23 protein-coding genes and 1 pseudogene are annotated in these 22130 nt (G+C 44.1%); 7 read left to right on the top strand and 17 right to left on the bottom strand.

The window, feature by feature from the left end:
- Positions 1–32: 32 nt before the first annotated feature.
- The 3 genes from K1X66_04490 to K1X66_04480 are packed head-to-tail and all read right to left on the bottom strand — an operon-like array spanning position 33 to position 5420.
- The gene (locus K1X66_04490; protein MBX7157627.1) at positions 33–2579 is read right to left on the bottom strand and encodes a hypothetical protein; all 2547 of its coding nucleotides are present in this window, start codon (positions 2577–2579) and stop codon (positions 33–35) included.
- Positions 2580–2589: 10 nt separating this feature from the next.
- Complete coding sequence (locus K1X66_04485) at positions 2590–4380, bottom strand: VWA domain-containing protein (protein MBX7157626.1); 1791 nt, start codon at positions 4378–4380, stop codon at positions 2590–2592.
- On the bottom strand, positions 4377–5420 hold the full coding sequence (locus tag K1X66_04480; protein MBX7157625.1) for a VWA domain-containing protein: 1044 nt from the start codon (positions 5418–5420) through the stop codon (positions 4377–4379). Before K1X66_04480 ends, K1X66_04485 begins: the two co-directional genes overlap by 4 nt.
- Before the next feature lie 128 nt (positions 5421–5548).
- Here K1X66_04480 and K1X66_04475 point away from each other — a divergent pair, with 128 nt between their 5' ends.
- The 6 genes from K1X66_04475 (at position 5549) to K1X66_04450 (ending at position 12127) form a co-directional block, all read left to right on the top strand.
- Positions 5549–6868: a TolC family protein gene (locus K1X66_04475; protein ID MBX7157624.1), complete on the top strand. Its 1320-nt coding sequence runs from the start codon at positions 5549–5551 to the stop codon at positions 6866–6868.
- Complete coding sequence (locus tag K1X66_04470) at positions 6865–7818, top strand: efflux RND transporter periplasmic adaptor subunit (protein ID MBX7157623.1); 954 nt, start codon at positions 6865–6867, stop codon at positions 7816–7818. Before K1X66_04475 ends, K1X66_04470 begins: the two co-directional genes overlap by 4 nt.
- Entirely contained in the window at positions 7815–9776 is a 1962-nt protein-coding gene (locus K1X66_04465) for an ABC transporter permease (GenBank protein ID MBX7157622.1), read from the top strand. The genes K1X66_04470 and K1X66_04465 overlap by 4 nt, the downstream gene beginning before the upstream one ends.
- 20 nt (positions 9777–9796) lie before the next feature.
- On the top strand, positions 9797–10288 hold the full coding sequence (locus K1X66_04460; GenBank protein MBX7157621.1) for a hypothetical protein: 492 nt from the start codon (positions 9797–9799) through the stop codon (positions 10286–10288).
- Positions 10288–11277, top strand: coding sequence for a 2-hydroxyacid dehydrogenase (locus K1X66_04455; GenBank protein ID MBX7157620.1), 990 nt, complete (start codon positions 10288–10290; stop codon positions 11275–11277). The genes K1X66_04460 and K1X66_04455 overlap by 1 nt, the downstream gene beginning before the upstream one ends.
- Positions 11278–11347: 70 nt before the next feature.
- On the top strand, positions 11348–12127 hold the full coding sequence (locus K1X66_04450) for a DUF4184 family protein (GenBank protein ID MBX7157619.1): 780 nt from the start codon (positions 11348–11350) through the stop codon (positions 12125–12127).
- Here the strand turns inward: K1X66_04450 and K1X66_04445 are convergent.
- The 6 genes and pseudogenes from K1X66_04445 to K1X66_04420 all read right to left on the bottom strand — a co-directional run bounded on the left by K1X66_04445 (position 12124) and on the right by K1X66_04420 (position 15903).
- The gene (locus tag K1X66_04445) at positions 12124–13791 is read right to left on the bottom strand and encodes a mucoidy inhibitor MuiA family protein (GenBank protein MBX7157618.1); all 1668 of its coding nucleotides are present in this window, start codon (positions 13789–13791) and stop codon (positions 12124–12126) included. The genes K1X66_04450 and K1X66_04445 overlap by 4 nt on opposite strands.
- 94 nt (positions 13792–13885) lie before the next feature.
- Positions 13886–14170 (bottom strand): hypothetical protein, encoded by a 285-nt coding sequence (locus tag K1X66_04440; GenBank protein ID MBX7157617.1) that lies wholly within the window; start codon positions 14168–14170, stop codon positions 13886–13888.
- A complete protein-coding gene (locus tag K1X66_04435) occupies positions 14167–14424 on the bottom strand; it encodes a type II toxin-antitoxin system Phd/YefM family antitoxin (GenBank protein MBX7157616.1) in 258 nt (85 codons plus the stop codon). The genes K1X66_04440 and K1X66_04435 overlap by 4 nt, the downstream gene beginning before the upstream one ends.
- A gap of 83 nt (positions 14425–14507) precedes the next feature.
- Positions 14508–14933 carry a VOC family protein gene (locus K1X66_04430; GenBank protein ID MBX7157615.1) on the bottom strand — a complete coding sequence of 142 codons (426 nt, stop codon included), beginning with the start codon at positions 14931–14933 and terminating at the stop codon, positions 14508–14510.
- Between the two features lie 348 nt (positions 14934–15281).
- Entirely contained in the window at positions 15282–15575 is a 294-nt protein-coding gene (locus K1X66_04425; GenBank protein MBX7157614.1) for a HigA family addiction module antidote protein, read from the bottom strand.
- 47 nt (positions 15576–15622) lie between these two features.
- A pseudogene (locus K1X66_04420) lies at positions 15623–15903 on the bottom strand (type II toxin-antitoxin system RelE/ParE family toxin).
- Positions 15904–15974: 71 nt separating this feature from the next.
- Here K1X66_04420 and K1X66_04415 point away from each other — a divergent pair.
- A complete protein-coding gene (locus K1X66_04415) occupies positions 15975–16394 on the top strand; it encodes a secondary thiamine-phosphate synthase enzyme YjbQ (GenBank protein MBX7157613.1) in 420 nt (139 codons plus the stop codon).
- Between the two features lie 23 nt (positions 16395–16417).
- Here K1X66_04415 and K1X66_04410 read toward each other — a convergent pair whose 3' ends face one another.
- The 8 genes from K1X66_04410 to K1X66_04375 all read right to left on the bottom strand — a co-directional run bounded on the left by K1X66_04410 (position 16418) and on the right by K1X66_04375 (position 22126).
- Positions 16418–17011 carry a hypothetical protein gene (locus K1X66_04410; protein ID MBX7157612.1) on the bottom strand — a complete coding sequence of 198 codons (594 nt, stop codon included), beginning with the start codon at positions 17009–17011 and terminating at the stop codon, positions 16418–16420.
- Positions 17008–17208: a hypothetical protein gene (locus K1X66_04405; GenBank protein MBX7157611.1), complete on the bottom strand. Its 201-nt coding sequence runs from the start codon at positions 17206–17208 to the stop codon at positions 17008–17010. The genes K1X66_04410 and K1X66_04405 overlap by 4 nt, the downstream gene beginning before the upstream one ends.
- A gap of 3 nt (positions 17209–17211) precedes the next feature.
- A complete protein-coding gene (locus K1X66_04400) occupies positions 17212–17580 on the bottom strand; it encodes an SdpI family protein (protein MBX7157610.1) in 369 nt (122 codons plus the stop codon).
- Between the two features lie 151 nt (positions 17581–17731).
- Positions 17732–18679, bottom strand: a complete 948-nt coding sequence (locus K1X66_04395) for a calcium/sodium antiporter (protein ID MBX7157609.1) — start codon at positions 18677–18679, stop codon at positions 17732–17734.
- 81 nt (positions 18680–18760) lie between these two features.
- Entirely contained in the window at positions 18761–20086 is a 1326-nt protein-coding gene (locus tag K1X66_04390) for a sodium:proton antiporter (GenBank protein MBX7157608.1), read from the bottom strand.
- A gap of 158 nt (positions 20087–20244) precedes the next feature.
- Positions 20245–20895, bottom strand: a complete 651-nt coding sequence (locus K1X66_04385) for a DedA family protein (protein ID MBX7157607.1) — start codon at positions 20893–20895, stop codon at positions 20245–20247.
- 47 nt (positions 20896–20942) lie between these two features.
- Positions 20943–21371, bottom strand: a complete 429-nt coding sequence (locus tag K1X66_04380; protein MBX7157606.1) for a TPM domain-containing protein — start codon at positions 21369–21371, stop codon at positions 20943–20945.
- A complete protein-coding gene (locus K1X66_04375; protein ID MBX7157605.1) occupies positions 21371–22126 on the bottom strand; it encodes a TPM domain-containing protein in 756 nt (251 codons plus the stop codon). Before K1X66_04375 ends, K1X66_04380 begins: the two co-directional genes overlap by 1 nt.
- Positions 22127–22130: the final 4 nt, after the last annotated feature.

Below are 22130 nucleotides of genomic sequence, written 5' to 3'. Positions count from 1 at the left end.
TTTTGCTCAATGCCAAATGCTTTTTCTAAACCCTACTTAGGCCCTACTATTTTACCCAAACCCCGATAGCTAATATAAGGCTTTTCTACCCTCTGAATCTGCAAAGGAACAATCTCCAACCTCTTCCGCCGTGTGATTACCAAACGACTGGTATCACTATTGCAAACGTCCCACAGAAAGGCCCGGGCACGATAATGTTTGGGCAATTCAAAAAAGGGAACTGGTGCTTGCCTAGGCTGATCCTGCCTCCACATTTTTTTCTTTTTATTAAAAATAAAAACTGGCTCTGATTTCGTTTCCGATGTCGCTCCCAAAAGCCCAACGAGGTGACGAGCCCTTAACGATCCATTCATTTTTTGCAACGAAGTCAAAGAATAGTTAGGAGACAACAATAAACCCATTTCCTTATTTCGGCTCACTGCAAAATCCAACCATCCATCCTGATTCACATCGCCTGTAGCCCTTATCTTAAATCTCCTTTGCGGCAATTGAGTTAATTCCTGGCGCCCTATTTCACTTCCATTACTACTCATTAAAATTGCTTTAACCCAAATATTACTCTGAACAATCAACCCGTACTGCCCCGGATTCAACCAACCCGCCCCTCGCAATCGCTCTTTCTTCCCTAAGCGCGTAATCGTTTGAACCCTTGCTCCTTCTGAAATTAAGCGCATCCCATTCACCCTCTTCCTTTTCTGAAATAAAACATCAAAAGGCGCCTTTAAAGAACAGTCCGTTACCTTATTAGTTTCGATAGGAGGCTCAGGGGGCAAAGGCGGAGAGGGTGGCGTAACCACCGGCTCAGGCTCCACATTCACCGTAACATTGGTTGTTCCCCATCCTGCATCATTCCTTGCCCTAGCTTGAAAAGAAAAAGCACCAGCCTGGGTTGGTGCCCACGTCACCTGATTACTTTGCACCATCGCACCTGCCGGCAACAATTCTGCGTCATAATCCAAAATAGGACCATACTTCGCCGTAATCTGATAATGCAATACCTCACCCACTTGAAGAGAAATATTGGTCGGACTCGTAATCAACGGAGGCACCAAAGGAATCACATACAACTCCTTAACCTCATCCACATCTTGATCCACAGCATAAATGAGATGCGTACTCGCATCGTTAATCCCAACAAGAGGAAGAAATTCGTTAAACTGACCCCCAGGCACGAGAGGATCATTGAGTTTAACCACTTCGCCCGATTCCTTGCGACAATACAATTCATTACGCCCATCCTGCTCTTGATCAGCAATATAAACCGTTTTCTTTTCGTCAGGACTAATTCCTACCCATTCCACACTACCTCCCGGAGTCAAAGGCGCATTGATTTTTTTTGTTGTCCCGTTAACCAGTGAAGAGCTAAATGACTCAAATCGATTTTGATTCCAAACACGATAAAGAACCTGATTAGAAGTTGTCACATAATCAAAAACAATATTATTTCCCAATCCAAAAAAAGGATTCAATTTCGCATTTTCACCACCTGATACACGCGAGCGATATAACTCTATTGTATTATCAATACTCTGATCCGCTGTGTAAACTACATATTGACCATCTGGGGTAACAGTAGGCAAAAAAACACTTCCTTTATCAACCAAAGGACCGCTGACTTTACTTACCGCGCCTCCACCTACAGGAACGGAAAAAACTTCACTCTTTCCATACTCTTCAACATCTCCCCAATAAACCACTCGATTCCCCTGGGGATTCAAAGCCATATTAAAAATTTTCCCTTTAGAATTAAAAGGCGCATTGAGTTTAATGTTATCCGTACCGTCTAACTTCGTGCTATATAACTCCTCCATACCATCCACATCCTGGTCAGCACGATACACCACATAACCTTCAGGACTTAACAAAAAATTGAAATTCACATTACCACCTGGAACCAAATCGCCATTTAACCTTATCCAACTTCCTCCTCCTTGAATTGGCGATTTATAAATCTGCGCAACGTTGTCTTTTTCAAAATCTGAACAATAAACCACAGATTGACTATCAGAAGTAATAATAGGATCAAAAGCAATCGCCCATAGCGGTATATCAGGATTTACCCGAAAATTATCACCACCCTCAATGCGAGAACTAAAAATTTCTACTAAATCATTAATTTGCTGATCTGCAGTATAAACTACCCGTTTACTGTCCGGACTTACCCACCAAGCATGAACGCTCCCCCCATTAACCAACGCCCCATTCAATTTAACCACCGGCCCCCCTGCCACTGGCACACTAAATAACTCCCAATGCCAATCATCCAAATAAAGTAAATCAAAAATAATCCATTTTTTGTCCGGCGAAAAAGAAAAATCACTAACACTCGCTTGTGGTGGAAGAATGCCACTTAAATTAACAACATTCCCACCCTGTTCATAATTCACACGAAATAATTCGCTAGGTTGATTTCCCGCTAACCGAGCCACAAACACTACATCTTCGGAGTTCCCTCCTACAAAATTAGCAACATAAGTTCTTCCTCCCACCATCATTGGGGAATTAAGCTTAGTGGACCCCCACCCCTTTACTGTCAAAACATAAATAAAGAACCATCCTAATACTCTAACCATCCTCATGTTAAAGCTTTTACCACTCTTCCTCTTGATTGAAAACTGAATTCGTTTCCTTGCCTTCCATTAATTGAAATAAACGCGCCGGCGAATCCTTCTGACGAACTTGATCTAACTTCTGTTTTGCCTCCATTGTCTGGGCATCCATGGGTTGCATTTCCTTCTTTTTTTCACCTCCGACTTTTTGTTTGTGATCCTTTTCTTCTTTACCCTTTTGGGATTGAGATTTTTTTTCCTTTTGAGAATCCTCCTTTTTTTCAGAGTCGGATTGATTTTCTTTCTGCGAAGAATTTTGCGGATTTTGAGATTTATCCGAATCCGACTGGTTATTTTGCTGCGAATTGTTTTGATCCTTTTGGTCCTTTTGATCTTGCTGATTCTGTTGGTCCTGCTGATTTTTTTGATTCTGCTGTTGCTGCTGTTGTTTCAACAAATCTTCCAACTCCTTTCGCAAACGAGGCCAATCCGCTCCCTTAACATCCACCTTTTCTCCTCGATCCACTGCTAATAAAGCATCCCTTACCACCTCCTCCAAATGCTCCCCCCCTCCTTGCATCAAAACCTTTTTTCCATAACCAATCGTTTCCTCCGCTAAGGCTCGATAATCTTCAGCCAACAAATCCTCTTTCTCAGACAAATTCTTTACCAAATTAGCTAGCGGAGCCGATGGCAAATTTGTGCCTTCCACTAAATTCGTTACTTGGGCGAATCCCGAAAAAACCAAAAAAAGCATAACTAAACTCAACCCACTCGCTTTCGAAAAAAATCGCTTCCAACCCATAGCCCCCGAAGAAGAAACCTCACGCAAACGCGGCCACACCGGAAACTCTCGCCACAAACTTAATAATCCAAACAAAACTCCCAATGCCAAAAAAATTTGAAAACGTTCCGCCATCCGCTCCTGCCTTTTTTCCTGTGCAACACCTACTTTACCAGCATTAACTGTCGCTTCAATTACCGCGCCAATATCCACCCAACCACTCGCCTCCCGATAAGTTCCTCCGGTTACCTCCGCTAATTCCTTCAATGTTTTCACACCCAAACGCGACAATACCACTGCCCCAGATTTATCCTTCAACAAACCACCTTGCCCATCTGGAATCACTCCTCCTGCCTGAGTTCCCACCCCCAAACCAATCACCTTCACTCCTTTATCTCGCAAGGTTTTCAGCTCATCTTTCTCCAACGGCACCCGACTTTCACCATCACTCAAAATAATCAAAAAACGATCCGCCCCCGCCTCGTTTGAAAAAGCCTCCATCGCCACATTTAACATTCGATTATAATCCGTTCCACCTTGTGGCAAAAGAGCTGGTGTTAACTGCGGCAAAAATTCCTGTAACACTTCATAATCCGAACTCAAAGGACTTTGCAAAAAAGCCGTCCCCGAAAAAACCAAAAGCCCCACGCGCTCCCCTTTCAAATCTCCTAATAAACTACTCAACAAAATTTTTGCCCGTTCCAAACGTGACGGCTTCACATCCTCCGCCAACATACTTCGTGATAAATCCAAAGCAATTAACACATCCCTCGATCGATCAAACATAACCTGCTCCACCTTCCCCCATTGCGGACGCGCCAAAGCCACCATCACCAACCCCAAACCGATCCAAAAAAAATAACGCCGCGAAGACCGCGAAGCGCTTCCCTTTTTCGGTTCCAACCAACCGTTTCTGCCTGCCCACAACCGCTTAATATGAGGCCATTTCTCGCCCGATTGATTGAGCGCAACTCGCAAACGATCCCAAATAAAGGCCAGAATCACCAAAGCAAAACCTACCAACCAAATCGGCGATTCCCACCTCATAAAACCGTCTCCTCCTTCTCACGCGTCACACGCCACGAAAAACCTTGCTCTCGCAAAACCAACCCAAACGCTACCAATAAACAAGCCAAACCAGGCACCGCAAACCACATAAATAACTCCTCCGTCAGTCGATACGATTTAGCCTGAAACTCAATTTTCTTAGCTACATCAATCGCTTCAAACGCCCCAGAAATAGTGTCTGCATCATAAGCTCGAAAATAATCTCCCCCCGTCACCTGAGCAATCATCCGAAGCGTCGGCTCATCCAAATCCGACTGCGAAGGTCTTAAGCCCAATAAATTTCCATCCGCATCAAAAAAAGGCATCGGAATAATACCATCGCGACCCGCTCCAATTGCATAAACCGGAATGCCCCGTTGCTGCGCCAAATCCGCAGCTTGCTCTGGAGCGAGCGACCCTCGATTATTCGCGCCATCCGTTAACAAAATAATAAAAGCTCCCTTCCGCTTTACTCCCTCTTGACGCTTACTCTGTTCCAAACGCGATAAAGCCACGCCCAACCCATCGCCAATTGCCGTTCCATCCTCCACCATCCCAATTCGCAATCGATCCGTCTGCCTCTGCAACCAATCATGATCAAACGTCAAAGGCGCCAACGTATAAGCGCGCCCTGAAAAAACTACCATACCAATGCGATCATTCGGACGCCGTCGAATAAAAGCTTCAATCACAGGACGAATCGCCTCCAATCGATTGATCCGCCTTCCCCCCCGTTGAAAATCTTCCGCCCACATGCTCTTAGATAAATCAATCACCAACATTAAATCATAACCCTCTCTTCGCACCTCACGCTGATCCACAATATGTTGTGGTCGCGCCAAAGCCACCACCAACAACCCCAACCCCACATAAGCCAAAAATTCTGGCCAACGCGAAAAAGAAACCAAACTCGGTCGATACCATCGCGCTGCAAATGGCACCACTAAAGCTGACGTTCCACGTTGACTTCGCAAATACGCCACCAACCACAATGCCAACCCTAACAACAACCAACTTGGATTTTCCAATTGCCAATTCATGCCAAAATAAACTTTATCACCTCTTATTTAGACTCTGAAACAATTTATCGCTTCGATCAATGCGTTAATTGTTTTGAATAAAGCCAATTAACGCTCGTTAAAAACTTCGTTAATCTTTACAAAACATCATGGCCTTATTTCGATTTTTTTTCATCGCGCTTACTTTTGTAATGCCAAGCGCTCTGCTTGCTGAGAAAATGGAAAAAATCGAAACATTGACTTGGTTCAACTGTGTTAAAGAAGCCGCGAGAAATAATCCTAATTTAGAATCTGCTTATCAAGCCCTACAAAGTTCTGAAGCGACACGCAAAGCGAGCTATAGCGCTTTTTTTCCGCAGCTAAGTGCCAATGCCGATCTTACCCACTCCTTTCAACCACGGGATAACAACGGATCAGCCGGCGATTCTGCCCCCTTCAGCTCCAGCCTCGCTTTAAAAGAATACACCACCGATTATTCGGCTAATTTACAGTTGCAACAACTTTTATTTGACGGATTTCGCGCCAAAGGAACCGTCGATCAAGCACGCGCTCAAAGTCGCGCCTCTCTAGCAGCTCTCAGCCAAGAAAAAGCCGTGGTTAGCTACGAATTAAAAAGCGCTTTTGCCCAATTACTCTATGCTCAAGAACTCATCACCATTTCGCAAGACATCAAAAAACGGCGCGATCTCAATTATCGCCTGATTGATTTGCGTTACGAAAGTGGAAAAGAAAATAAAGGAGCATTACTGTTGAGCAAAGCTAACTTAAGTCAGGCCCAATTCGATTTACAACAAGCCATGCGCAACAATGAAGTTTCTCAACGCCAACTCTCGCAAGTTATGGGTCGCGATCAATTTCGCCCGATTCAAGCTAGCGGTTATCTAACCACTAGACCCGTAACACCCATCCATGATTTTCGCTCCCTTGCTTTAGTCACTCCAGCTCATTACCAATTAGAGGCCCAATCCCAAGCTGCTGCTGCTGGCATTACCATTGCTCGCAGCGATTGGTTCCCTCAAATTCATGGCTTGGGCGCTCTGAACGCTCGAGGCAACGACCGATTCCCAGAATACGATGGTTGGTCAGTCGGCGTTTCTGCTTCTTTAAATATTTTTGATTGGGGTAAAACCTATTTTAATGTCAAAGCCGCTCGCGCCGATCTTTTGCGTTCTTTAGCCGAATTGCGATCTTCCGACAATGAAACGGAACTTTCGCTTGCCCAAGATTACAAAACATTAGTCGACGCTGTCGAACACGTGAAAATTGATGAAGAACGATTACAAGCGGCAGCACTGCGAGCAGAAATTGCAGAAAAACAATATCGCAACGGTTTGATCTCGTTCCAAGATTTTGAAACCATCACAAACGATTATATTAACCTTCAACGCACAGCGTTAACGAGTCGTCGCGATGCTGTTATTGCTGAGGCGAATTGGGAGCAATCTCAAGGAAAAGGAGTTTTACCATGAAAAAAATTTTATTCTTCCTCATTTTGTTAACACTTTTAGCCAGTTTATCCTTTATACTGATTCGAAAATTCTCCCCTTCACCTCAATCTTCACCGCCCGAAATCGTCCAAGTTAAAAGAGGTAATTTGAATGTTACCATTCAAGCCACCGCCACAATCAAACCGGAAAATCGATTAGAAATTAAACCTCCTCTAGCCGGTCGCGCAGAAACGGTAGAAGTCGATTTAGGCGCTAAAGTAAAACAAGGACAAGTTTTAGCGTGGATGAGTTCTTCGGAGCGCGCTGCATTACTCGATGCGGCTCGAGCTAAAGGTTCCAACGAACTCGCTTACTGGCAAGAAATTTATAAAGCCACTCCCTTGGTTGCTCCTCTGGATGGTCTGATTATTTCGCGCAGCTTAGTTCCAGGACAAGTCGTGCAATCTACCGAAACTGTTTTTATCATGTCAGACCGTTTGATTGCACAAGCCGATTTAGATGAAACCGATTTGGGAAAAGTAAAAATGAATCAAAAAGCGGAAGTAACTTTAGACGGTTTTCCAGATATCGCTCTAACTGGCAAGGTTTACAAAATCGCCTACGATTCCGTAACGGTTAACAATGTGACGACTTATCAAGTGGACGTAGAATTCAATAAGATTCCTGAATTTCTTCGCAGTGGCATGACCGCCAACGTAAAATTCCTCATCGAACAACGCAAAAATGTTTTACTCATTCCCGAAGACACCGTGCAAAATCAAAATACTGTTCTCGTTACCGACGGGAAAAATCAAACACCCCGCACAATAAAATTAGGATTAAGCGACGGCCAAAACATTGAAGTTTTATCCGGCTTGCGCGAAGGCGAATCCATCGTGCGCGCGAATTATCAACTGCAAGAAGGTCCGAATCGCGGCATGAACATTTTACCAAGTTTTCGCACACGCGGAGGTCGAAGGACTCATCCATGATCGAGTTAAAAAATATCAAAAAAATTTATCGCCAAGGCTCCATCGAAGTGCCTGCTTTGCGCGGGGTCGATCTAAAAATCGAACGTGGTGAATTCGTAGCCATCATGGGTCACTCCGGCTCGGGTAAATCCACTCTTTTGCAAATTCTTGGCCTTCTCGACAAACCCACTTCCGGCCAACACCACTTTTTAAACCAAGACATTCCTCACCTGAAAGAAGATGCGCTCGCAGAATTGCGCGCGGAAGAAATCGGTTTTGTTTTTCAACAATTTCACCTGCTTTCACGCACAAGCGCTTTGGATAATGTGTCGCTTCCGCTCATCTATCAAAGACAAGCCAAACGCCAACTCGATCCCAAAACAGTTTTAGAACGCGTGGGTCTCGGCACTCGCATTCATCATCTTCCCAACGAACTTTCCGGAGGACAACAACAACGCGTAGCCATTGCTCGCGCCTTGATTCGCAATCCTAACTTAATCTTGGCTGATGAACCCACGGGCAATTTAGATTCTGCAAGCGGTCGCGAAATCATGACTCTCTTTCAAGAACTCAATCGTCAAGGCATCACCATCATCCTCGTGACACACGAACCCAGTATCGCCGATTACGCGAATCGCATTATTAAAGTTCAAGATGGCTGGATTTGCAGTGATGAAACTAAAAACCAAATTGCAGCAGAAAAAGTTTCAGAAAAAATAACTTCCGCCACTTCAGCGCCTCCTTCGCCAACCCATAAAATGCTTCAGTTGCTTCACACCCAACTACGCCAAGCCGGTCGCGCTTTACTGGCCAATAAACTTCGCACCTGCCTTTCCACTCTTGGCATTGTGATTGGTGTCGGTGCGGTCGTTGCCATGCTTGCGCTAGGTCGTGGTGCACAAAAATCAGTCAAAGATCAACTGTCCGGTTTAGGTTCTAATCGCATCACCATTCGCCCCAATGTCCAATATGTGGGCGGTGTTCGACTTCAAATTGGTTCCGTCAGCCGATTGACACTCAACGAAGTTCGATCCATTCAACAATCCATTCCTGAAGTCAAAGTCGTAGTGCCTATCGTCCGCAGCCGCGCTCAAGTCGTTTTTGGCAATAAAAATAGCAACACAGAAATTGTAGGAACCACACCGGATTATGTAGAAATCTATTCTGTTAAACCACAATACGGACGCTTTTTCACTTTAGAACAAGATGCCAATCGCGAACGCGTGGCGCTTTTAGGCTCAACCGTTGTTCGCGAACTTTTCGTCGACCAAAATCCCATCGGTCAAATGATCAAAATCAATCGCATTTCCTTTCGCGTCATTGGCATTTTACCCACCAAAGGAACCACCGGTCCACGTGATGAAGATGACATGATTATTATACCATTGCAAACCGCTATGCGACGACTCATAGGTAAATTATATTTGGACTCCATCGACGTCGCAGCAGCCGACAGCAGCGTCGTGGATCAAGCGCAAAATTCCATTTTAGAATTAAGCCGAACCTGGCCCAAAACTCCCAACTCTGAAGGTGATAGCTACCGAGTCGATAACCTGGCTTCCGTTCAAGAAGCTTTCTCCGCTATCGCACGAGTGCTCTCCATCATTCTCGCCGCCATCGCCGGTATATCTCTCGTTGTAGGAGGCATCGGCATCATGAATATCATGCTCGTTTCCGTAACCGAACGCACACGCGAAATCGGCTTAAGAAAAGCCATTGGCGCACGAAATTTTGATATCCTTTCCCAAATTTTAATTGAATCCGTCATGCTCTGTTTCGCTGGCGGTCTTGTCGGCATTGGTTTAGGTTGGGTTCTTATTTTGATCGCCGCCAAAGTCACCGGTTGGACTCTCAGTATTTCTTTTGCTTCCATCCTATTGGCCTGCGGCTTTTCCGCTACTATCGGTATTATTTTCGGCCTTTGGCCAGCGCGCGTCGCTTCCTTAAAACACCCCATTGAGGCATTGCGCTATGAATAAATATTATTTAAATATTGATTATGAATTTTGTTAATTCACCCGAACATTGGCACATTATTTTAAACCATATTCCAATCCTTGGATTAGGATTTAGTTTATTTCCTCTAATTTGGAGTTTAATCAAAAAAGATTATCTCAGCTTACGCTGGGGACTATTCTTAGTGTTAATTAGCACTTTATTAACCCCCGTGATTGTAGAAACCGGTGAATCTGCTGAAGATCGACTACCAAACACCCCTGGAGTTTTATGGGATCACACTGCCAAAGAACAATTTGAGATTCACGAAAAACGCGCTGAAATAAGTGCTTATTTTTTTTATACTGTCTTTGCTCTAGCTCTCGTAACCTGGTTTGTTTCCGCATCGAAAAAGAAATTCACATTTCTTTTCGCCAGCGTTACAGCCTGCTTCGTCAGCATTAGCCTTATCTTAGCTATCTGGACCGCTGATGCTGGCGGCAAAATTCGTCACCCCGAATTTCGCCCTACCACTGTTAACTTGTCTCCGATATGATTTCCGTCGCCTTTTACGATACCAAACCGTATGATCAACTCTACTTTTCAAGCGAAAATAAAACTGTCGCATGGCATTTTCATGAGTTTCGATTAGAACCCAACACCGTTTCTACGGCCCAAGGAGTTGAAGCTGTTTGTCTTTTTGTCAACGACGTCGCCAACTGCAAATGTCTCGAAAAACTTGCCTCCTTCGGCGTCAAACTGATTGCCTTACGTTGCGCGGGTTATAACAATGTCGATTTGAAAGCGGCACGCACCTTAGGACTTTCTGTCGTCCGGGTGCCAGCTTATTCGCCACATGCGGTAGCCGAACATGCTGTGGCACTCTTGCTAACTTTAAACCGAAAAATTCATCGCGCTTACAATCGCGTTCGTGAACATAACTTCTCTTTAAACGGTTTAGTCGGTTTCGACCTTTGCCATAAAACAGCAGGCATTATCGGCACAGGAAAAATTGGAAAAATTGCCGCCCAAATTTTTCGCGGCTTTCAAATGAAAGTCATTGCTTATGATGTTTTCCCCTCACCTGAATGGGCTGAGCCATTGGGTGTAAATTATACCGATTTAGACTCACTACTTTCTATGAGCGATGTGATTTCTTTGCACATTCCTTTATTGCCGGAAACCCATCATCTGCTGAATGCGAAAACCCTGGCTAAAACCAAACCCGGCGTTTTTTTAATTAACACCAGCCGCGGAAAAGTGATTGAAACTCATGCGTTAATCGAATTTTTAAAAAGCGGCCATTTAGGAGGCGTTGCATTGGACGTCTACGAAGAAGAAGAAGGGATTTTTTTCAAAGATCTTTCAGATCAAATGCTGCAAGACGACGAACTAACACGACTTCTCACCTTCCCCAACGTTCTCGTCACTGCCCACCAAGCTTTCTTAACGCATGAAGCCTTACAAGAAATCGCTCGAGTTACTCAAGAAAACATCACGCGTTTTGTTCAGAAACAGTCTTTTTTGGAAGGCACTGTGTTATAAAACATTTTCATAGTTCACTTTATCTAAGTTAATTTGAAGATTTCAAAGAAAAACAAAGTCTTAAAATTTTATGCCCTTCACCGGTAGCCATCCTGTAGCAGTTCTTCCGTTAAAACGTTGGTTTTCGCAAACGCCTTACTTTGCGGCTTTGGTTGTAGGAAGTATGAGTCCGGATTTTGGCTATTTTAGTCCGATTGATATGAATACCTATTACTCTCACACTTTGAAAGGAATGGTTTTCATGGATTGGCCTGCAAGCGTTCTGGTGCTGATTTTAGTATTAGCCATTCGAAAAAGTTTTTGCCAATTATTGCCGAATCCGCATCGCGATTTTTTATCGTCATTTTGTGTAAAACCTAATTTTTCCGTGAAAATAATTTTTATCACCTTATTTTGTTTACTCTTCGGAGCTTTGACTCATGTAGTTTGGGATAGTTTTACGCACGGTTTAAGTCCCATCGTAAAACAAAGTGTCTGGTTACGCAAAGAAACTAAGCTAGGCATGCCCATATATCGCGTAATTCAACACACCAGCACTGTAGTGGGTGGACTCATTCTGTTGCTGGCTTACCGTTGCGCGCTTAAGAAAAAAGGCTACTCCTTTTGGCCACTTTTTCATGCAAGCGAATGCAAACGTTATGTCTTATGGATTGTAATCGGTGCTTTAAGTTTAGGCCTCAGCTTTGCGAAAAATTATTCCCGTGTAAGCTCCTTCGATGAATTTTATAACTATCAAGTGTTCGCTTTTCATTTTGTAGCCAACAGCATTACCATTGGCTTGTGTACAGTGATCCTTACTTTATTGACTTGGCAGCTCTTTCCTTCCTTTCGCAAGAAATTAGAACTCTAAATCCCGCTCAAATTTTTGTCTGAGGGCCACTCGATTTGATAACCCAATTTCACAGTTTCTTTCTTGCCTGCGGGCACTTGAAGCTGCCAATTCACTTCGCCGGTTTCGTCTTTCGTTTCAGTAGGCTTTGGCGTGTAACTCACATCCTCAAGACGAATGGCTTCATTTTTCAACACAGGAATTTGATCAAAAACAGTGATGGTTTGAGTTTTATTACGAAAATTTTCCACGGTAATTTCGTATTGATGTGAAAGAGTTTTCTTTTTGCTAACGAGTCCGCTCTCGCCCGCTTGGTCTTTCAAAATTTTGCGCGTGATTTTAATCGCATCATCGACACCGAGATAAAAATCAAACCCTGCGCCTGCGGCAATAAAGTTTACATGACTTTTACCCACAAAATCGCCATCGCGAAAAAGGTTTACCGTGCCAGCTAGCAAGGGAAATTCCGTGGTGTTAGTCAATTTTGCTCGCAAATAAGCCAGTTCAGCCAATTTAGGAGTGGTCACGTAGTCGAGTTTGCTAGTAAACGATTTCACACCAATCATATTTTTATGCGCCTCACCATCACTAGGAATGGTAGTGGGCATTTTAATTTCAAACACAGTATTAAAACCGCGACTATCTAATCGCGCGCCTTCCACTAAGATGCTGTTTGATTTTTGGTCTCTACTCAATTTCCCAGCTGCAAAATTGCTTTGCACTTCTTCTGCTACTTCCATCATAGGCATCGGAGCCGACGCTCGCGCTTCTCGTTTATAAACCCCATCTTTTGCCACTGAAGGTCGCGGTTCAAATAAATTTATCCATTGCGGATGCAAATCTGGCATACGACCACCTATACTAGGTCGCGCTGTGGAAAGCCAAAGCTTCACATCACTCCAATCTTCGCCAGTACCTTGTTGCACTACGCCATAAGTCGAAAGTTCAACTGTGGATTGATCCGTATTAACGCGCGCCGTGTATTCCGGTGACCACGAAGCATTTCCAATCACATAACTCAGCAAAAGTTTAGCTTCTGTCGCTTGATCGGATTCCACTGCAACCAGCACTTGAAGACTTTGTGTGGCATCACCCGAAGAGACTCTATCTAACTCTTGCTGTAGACGAGCCAACTCGTTATCAATCGGCCGTAATAATACTGTAATTTCCCGTTGTCTTTCTAAAATACGACTAATCTCCTGCTGTTGAAATTCATAAAGCTTTCGCAATTCCTCAAAACGATTTGCTTGAGACGATTCGGTTTCGGAAGAACTCTGACGCGCTTTTCGCAAAAAATCTAACTGCTCACCCCACATGGCATTTTCATCGGTTAAAATTTTCTTTCGATCGCTAACCGTTTGGATTTCCGTCTTTAATTGTTCCACTGCAGGATTAGAAGCGGCCTCCAAATATTCTTCGCGAATTTCAATACCCAGAATCTTGGTTTGATTTTTCGAAGCTCCGGAAACATTCACGCTCGATCGATCTATAGCCAGAGGAAGATTCGTAAAAATCACCACCGCCTTGCCCGCTGGCAAGTTTTCTTCCGCTACGCGCTCAATTTTAGCGCGATCTTCATAAACCGTAACTTGTTCAATGGTTGAATTAGCAAAGACTTGAGACATTGCCGCGGCATAATTTTGAGCCAAACAAAAAGCAACGATAAAAAAGGAAACAATTTTCATAAAATAAACCCTACACCATTTAACACGCTTTGTGTCACAATGCTGTAATAAAATTGTAAAAAAAGATTAAATCGTAGGCAGTCCAGAAAATCCACTATCTTAATTGATACGCCACGTGAGCAAAAAGTTGATAAACGATGGGTCGACGATTGATATATTCGCAACTGATGATTCGGTGATGATGAAGAATTTGATAACGAAAAATGACTCGATAACTTCCAATTCTTAGTCGATAAAAATTGGAAAGCTCTCCTTCCAAAGCTTTGATATCGCCTTGTTCTCGAGCCAAAATGCGAAGCGCGTGTCGAATTTGTCGACGCGGTTGAGGTGAAAGTTTGCTAACAAAATCAACAACTTGCTGACTCAATCGCACTTTCATTTCTCATCCAATTCATCCAAAATAGAAAGAGGATAATATTTGCCTTTTCCCGCTTCTGCATCACGAATCGCTTTCATCGCCTTGGGATCAGCCATGATTTCAAGAGTTTCCAAAATAGACTCCATTCGTTCTGGTGATAAAAGATAGCCAACCACTTTATCTCGACGGGTAATGACAATAGGCCGATCCTCAGCCTTTTTAACCAGCGACGGTAATTTAGCTTGGGCTTCGGTAATAGAATACGTAGATGTCATAATAATCTATATAAAATTACCACATATGAAGTCACCATCAAGTTTTATCTCTGAATTTAACCGCCTTCTTGAATTTTGAGGCGTTAATTCTCAGCCACAACATTCACCATCCAACCCATCCCAAAACGATCGGTCAGCATACCGAAGCAAGGTGACCAAAAAGTTTTAGCCAAGGGCATGGTTACTTGACCACCAACCGCAAGAACATCAAAGGCGCGTTTCGCTTCAGCTTCAGTTGCTACCGAAAGTGATAGTGAAAATCCCTTGAAATTTTCACTTTCACCGCACCCATCCGATGCCATGAGAACCGATTCACCAATTCGAAAGGAAGCATGCATCACTTTATTTTCGTAACCCGACGGAACCCTGCCAGGAGGCGGTGGCTCGGGGCTGTCTTTAAAACGCATTAGCATCTCTACTTTTGCGCCTACTGCATTTTTATAAAATTCGAGCGCTTCTTCGCAATTGCCGTTAAAGAAAAGATAGGGTTGGATGAGAGGATTTTTCATAAGAGTTTTGTCATGTTGAAAAGAGACAATAAGGAAGACAAGCTCAAAACGTCCATTGGTATATAAACGAACTCAAAGCTCTCCTAAAATATTAACTCATCCAATTGTCATCCTCGGGCTTGAGCCACAACTGCCCGAATTACTTCAATGATTTCTCATATAACTAAGAAAAGCCTCTTGTCATTCCCGGCTCGATCGGGAATCCATTTTTTTATTTCCCTTGATCCCCGTCCCGCCGAGGTGGGATGAGAATGACACGAAAGATCGTTAAATAGGTTATGAAACACTTTTTTTAATCTATCGGTTGCAACTTCCTTAATCTCGTAACAACACTTTTTAAAATGCACTTTAAGCGATTTGTAGAGGAATAACTGTTTTGGAAATCTTTTTTTCTAAAGCTTTCGCCTGGCGATAATCGCATTGCGTTTGAATGTTTAACCAAAATAAAGGAGACTGACCAAAAAATCGACCCAAACGCAACGAAGTATCCAAAGTAATTTTTCTACGATTTAAAACGATTTCATTAATGCGACGAGGAGGAACGTCAAGCGCACGCGCCAAGGCATTTTGGGTTAATCCCAACGGCTTCATATAATCTTCCCAGAGAATTTCTCCAGAGGTGATAGAGGAAAGCGCCTTCATACTTATAACGTTACACGTTATGATCTTACCGTCAATCCATTTCACTGTTAATGATAATCTACCATTTCAACTTTGTCAGCTCCCTGAGATGTCCAGAGAAAACAAATTCTCCACTGATCATTAACACGGATGCTATAACTTCCTTTACGATCTCCTTTTAAAGCTTCCAAACGATTTCCTGGGGGCGCTTTAAATCATTTAACTCTGCAGCAGCATTTAATTGAATTAACCTCTTTAAGGCTGCGCGTTGAATTTGGCTTGGAAAACGAAGTGATAGCTTTTCATTCCAAATCTTTTCTGTCTCTTTGCATTTAAAGCTTAGGATCATGATCCCATTTATTTTAGCTTTTAATGTTTTCTTTTTGAAATCAATTTTTCTTTGAATTATTCTTTCATCGTTTGAAATCCTATCGCAAAGAACTTTGGTTTGAAGCGCCAACGAGACGAGCGTTGATTAATATCACATCGCAAGTGGAAGCTTGTTTGCGCGAGAGTAGGGTGAAAGAGGGTTTGGTTTTGGTGAATGCGATGCATATTACGGCTTCAGTTTTTATTAATGATGATGAAAGCGGGTTGCATGAAGATTATGAAAAATGGTTGGAAAAACTCGCGCCACATGCACCAACGACTCAGTATTTACACAATCAAACCGGTGAAGATAATGCCGACGCTCATTTGAAACGACAAATCATGGGCCGCGAAGTAGTAGTCGCCATTACCCAAGGCAAATTGGATTTTGGACCGTGGGAACAGATTTTTTATGGAGAATTCGATGGGCGCCGCCGCAAACGTGTTTTAGTGAAAATTATTGGGGAGTGAAGGTTGTGGGTGAATAGGACATATTAATTTTTCCGCTGAGCCACAAAAATAGTGTTATTAGGATTAACCGTAACTTTTAAATTACCACCTAGGCCATTACTGATGTAATCACTTATGATCTGGTTATAGTTCGTAGTGTGATTAACAGCATGAAATTTCAATTCACCGTCGTGTTTCACTCGGAAGGAACGTTCAACCACAGAGTCAGGTTTAATGGTGCCAAAATCTATATTACAACCTCCACCCGTAATACGAACATCTTTCAACGATTGCAAAGATGCGTTATGAATTGTAACCGTATAACGAGTCTCAATAGCAACAACTGCCGTCATGATGCCACCAGCCACTATAAAATTAGAAAAAAGCAAGGCCGCACAACCAAAAGTTAAAAGCCAAAGACGCCGCCTAGATAATTCCGATGTCCGAAAACCCAACCAACAAAAACGAATTAATGCAACCGCTCCTATCAAAACCATTATAACTCCAAGCCATATCGTAAATACGCCTACTGCCATTAGCCAATTCTGTCGTGTTACAAGCCATAATAAAAAAATCAAAATGCCAATAAATAATGGTAAAATCCCACAGACTAGAGCAATTTGGTAAGCTCGCTTCATTTTTCTGACTTCAATTCATCTGGCCTTCGTGTCAATGCAAAGTAAATCACATAAAACCACGAAAATATTCCCGCAAGAATCGCCCATAGAATAGAGCGATTGCGTTGCCATGAACAGACAATCGCTAAAACAGAACCAAAACCGATTCCAGTTTTATAAACTTGAGTGGTGCTAGTAACAATTTCAGCCAGTATCATATTTTATTTATCAGGCAAATGCCTGCTCCAGATTAAAGTTTGCACAATCGCTCCTAAAATAAAAGCTACACTCAACAACGTTGGAGTCAAAAACCAGATAATATTTGGAGTCTGACTAAAATTAATGAAGAAAGCGGCTAGTGACAAAAACAAGCCCACCAGCAAAACAGGTATACTCCACCAGATTAGAGCTCTGGCTCCATATTCATTAACCATTTTCCAGTTTTCCTCTGATACAAAGGCTTTACGAATCCGAATGCCATACCAACGATTTCTTCTCATTCGACACTTCAACAATGGAATCGAAGTGGCAACACACAAAAGTGCTACAAAAACATTGCTAACGCCAACAATGAACAATGGCGTGTTCATAGAAAAATTATTGCGGTGTAAAAGTTGCTGGTGACTTGGAAGAAAACTGAATCATGGGTTTTCGTTATCAAGAGTTGCAAGCGATGCCTTGACGGTCTCGACATCGGCGGCGACGCGTAGCGCTGTCCGCTGCATGCTGATGATAGGCCAGTCATTTCGGCCAGAGAATAAAGATGTAAACACCATACAGTGCGAGAAGGGCACCACCTTCAACACGATGGAGCACGCGTCCCGTGTAAAGCAAAGGGATTAAGAGCAACGTGAAGCCAATCATCACAACATAATCCAAGGTCGACACCCCTGGCGCGCGCAACGGGGACACGATGGAGGCGACTCCCAAGATCCCGAGGATATTGAAAATATTGGACCCAACGATATTCCCGACGGCTATGTCGGGTTGCTTGCGAAAAGCTGCGACGATGGACGTTGCAAGCTCCGGCATGCCGGTTCCCGTAGCCACAATCGTTAGAGCGATCACGGCTTCGCTAACACCAAACGCCTTGGCTAGGGTAACGGAGTGATCGACGAGCAGGCTCGATCCGAACAAGAGCAATCCCAGCCCTACCACGATAAAGGCGATGTCCATACCCCAATGCCGAGAAACGCCCGGCACAGGTGCGCCAGTGGCATCCTCGGTACCTGCTTTAGCCTGCCTGCGCGCGAGCACGATGTTCATCGATGTATAGGCGATCATTCCCCCGACGAGCAGCAATCCTTCGAAACGTCCAACGGTGTGATTCAGAAGCAAGAAAGGCAGTAGGAAGGCCACCGCCAAGCCAATTGGTGCGTCGATCTTGATGACCTGGCTATGAACTGGTGTCGGGCACACCAAGGCTGCAAGACCGAGAATGACGCCAATGTTGAAGGAGTTCGAGCCAACGACGTTACCAACCGCAATATCACCCTGCTGGGACAAGGCCGCTTTGACGCTTGCAAACAACTCTGGAGAACTGGTTCCGAACGAAACGATCGTCAGGCCCACCATCAGTGGGCTGAGGCCGGCTCGAAGCGCCAGCGATGCACTGCCCCGTACGAGCGCCTCGGCTCCCATGAAGAGAAGAAGAAGTGCCAAGCCAATAAGGGTGAGACTCTCGATCATGTGAACAACCGATCAAACGAACGTAAAGCCTCAAGGAAAACGCGCAGCGCCGTCCGCTGGATGCCATTGTTAGCCGAGCGCTCAGGCGGTAAGCTCTGCATAGGTAGGAAGTGGCCGCGTGAGCCGTTTCACGACATAGATGAATACTCCGGTCAACAGTAGGTTTAACGCCAGGCTTAGCATTGCGACCGTCACAATGGGTCCGCCGATTCCGTAGCTTAACGAGATCACCAGAACCCCCGCGCCCACTTCGCCGCGGGGCCACATACCGATGGCAACCGCCAATCGCTCGCGCCAGTGTACCTCTTTTCTATAGCAGAAGGCCGGAAACATCTTTCCGAGATTGATGAGGAAGGTGATGATCAGTACGTGCGTGATTAACGCTTGCCAAGTCATCGCCGGCTGCGCGGCAGTCACACGTCCGATGTCACGAGCCTTCCCGACCTCGGAGGCCATGTTTCCAGCGGTAGGAGCTCCACCAGCATGGAGTGTGGACTCAACCGCTACCACCATCGTTCCACCCTGCGCCGCGAGATCCGTGTCGAGAATCTTTGGCATGGAGAGCCCCACAAGAACCATGAAAACGGCGGCAATGACAGTCGCCACGCGCTTCTCTATAGGTGTCTCGATCTCCGCGTGCGAATATGCCTCGCCATCGATTGCGTTGCGACTGCGATTCGGATATGCCATAATGCAACCGAGCACAAAGGCTGGGAGTAGGACTTCGATGTGTATTGGGACCGACTCGTCGATCAATTTGGAGCTCTTGTAGATTAACTCGCTTACGACAGCGATTCCCGCGGCATAGCCAAGTACCCACGGCCACGTCATGGGGATGCGCACCCTGTGGAGAAACACGTAAGCAATCACCAGCATCACCGCCATGATCACCACGATCAGCCCAAGCTGCCAGGCGAGGCCGACCATGAGCATCTTGAGCGGGATCATCAGCAACACTGTGTCCAAATCGTCAAAAATCGCGAGGATGCGTGCCTTGTGGAAAAGCCATGTCGTGCCCAGACCCGCAGCGGCAAGCATCGAGAAGAGCACCCCCGCCGAGGTCGGTGCCGCGAACCTGCCGGCCAGGAGCGTCTCCTGCCAAGCTGCCATCGTCTGCCACGTATCGGGCGGAAGCAGGACGAAAACAAAGTAAGCCGTGGCGAACAGCCACGGAAAGCTTGCCGCCGTCAGCGCAACGACATAGTCCCAGCCATACTGCCGGAGGTTGGATTTGTCGATGTCGAACTCATACCCGACGCGAATCATGATGAACGAGAGACCGATCATCGTCAAAACGCGTATTACATCGCCCACTAAAGCATATGTGGTACCCACAACACCCGGCAACCACTGGGATCCGAAAAGACCCAGAAGCAACAGGATGGAAAAAAGCAGGACTTTCAGCATGGCATCACAAACCTTTTTTCAGTCGCAAATCGGTTCTCGACCGTTTTTGAGACAGCTTAACATTAATACCAGATTACCTAACTAAGTAAATCCTAGAAAAAAGTCTAAACTGTCTTTAATGTTTGTTCGTGGTAGCTAAATAATTGAACTGGTAAAAATTATTGTGGTGTAAATGTCGCCGGTCGCTGTTTCCTAGCCTTCCACCATTCCCAGATAATGGGCAGCACAGAAACAATGATGATCGCCAAAATAATGATCTTCATATTGCTTTTGACAAAAGGAAGGTTTCCAAAAAAATAGCCAGCGCCAAGAAAAAGGCTTACCCAAAGGATCGCGCCAAAAACATTGTAAAAGAAAAATTTCCTGTAGGTCATCGTGCCCACACCTGCCACAAACGGAGCAAAGGTGCGAATGATGGGGACAAAACGCGCGAGAACAATGGCGCGACCGCCATATTTTTCATAGAAGGCGTGAGCGCGCATGAGGTAGTCTTTACGGAAAAATCGGTTGTTTTCGTAATGGAAAACTTTTGGTCCAATCCATTTTCCGATCGCATAATTTACTGAATCACCCAAAATTCCTGCAACAATCAACAGAGGCCATAGCAAGTTAATATCCATGATCTGCTGAGCTGCCAAAGCGCCAATGGCAAACAAAAGTGAATCGCCTGGCAAAAAGGGGGTTATTACCAAACCGGTTTCGCAAAAGATAATAAGAAACAAAAGCGCATACACCCAAACACCGTAATTGGCGGTAAATTCGCGCAGGTGATTTTCGGCGTGTAAAATAAAATCGATGAACTCTTTCACAGTGTCTTGGTAAAGTGCTTAACCTCCAGAATCAAGAAAGAAACGAATTAAAGAGGTTGATTCGAAAGCTCATTTCGATCGTTTTGTTTTATGGGAAAACATTCAGCTAGCGAATCGCCTACTCTCTTAACTCCAGAAATTAACCCTTGATGAAATTCGTTTTTTCTAAAGTGCTCGCTAATCGCTTGAGAAATTTCACTCCAAAAAGAATCTCCCACTTTTTCATGAATACCTTTGTCCCCTACTACTGCAAAATTTTGGGAGTGTGGCGCAATCATAATTAAAACCGCATTACGCTCTTTAGTGCGATACATTTTTGATTTCATAAACTGCCTTTGAGCAAAAGCGACTGGTTCTTTTATTTTTTGGGAACTAATCATCACTCGAATTTCGCCAGAAGTTTTCTTTTCAGCCTTCGTAATCGTCTGAATAATTTCTTGCTCCTCCAATCGACTTAAAAAATATTTTACCTTCATTACCAACTTCCTCCAGCGCCACCTCCGCCAAAATGACCGCCTCCACCACTGAAACTACTGCCCGAACTAGAGCTCGAACTCCAACTGCTGCTAGAAGAACTGCTAGAATGAGGCAAAGATTTATACCATTTTGTAGAAGTAATTTTATTAGCTAACCAAATTAAAAAAATTATAAATAAAAGAAATAGTCCCAAAGTTGTAAATAGGCTTAAAATTATTTTCTTAATGTCTAAATTAACTACATTTTTTGTTGTTGATTCTCGCAAGTCTATTTGATAGTTGCCATTGATAGCTTCACAAATCGCGTCTACTCCTGATTTCAGACCCAAATCATAATCTCCATTTTTGAAAGCAGGTTTTATTTGATATTCAATAATTTGCTTGGCTAGTGCATCCGGAATTTTTTCTTCTAACCCATAACCCACTTGTAAAAACATTTTACGATCTTGAATAAAAACAAAAAGCACCGCCCCATTATCTTTTCCTTTTTGTCCCACACCCCATTTTTCAGCAACTCGAAGCGTGTAGTCTTCAATCGAAGATTCCGTCTGCATTTTTGGATAAATCGCTACTACCACTTGGGCCGTGGTCTCTTTTTCTAGTTGCTCCAACTTTTTATCAAGTTGCTCAATCGTTTCGTCCGAAACCACGGAAGCAAAATCATTAAAATAATGGGGCGGCGAATGAGGAATAACCTCAGCTCTCATCATCCAAGCGGACAACAAGAATAAAACGACCAAAAAAAATTTACGCATGAGA

Source organism: Verrucomicrobiia bacterium, assembly GCA_019694135.1.
In the GTDB taxonomy this organism is placed as follows: domain Bacteria; phylum Verrucomicrobiota; class Verrucomicrobiia; order JADLBR01; family JAIBCM01; genus JAIBCM01.
Note: the sequence above shows the minus strand (reverse complement) of the source record. Positions and strands in the feature narration are given on the sequence as shown.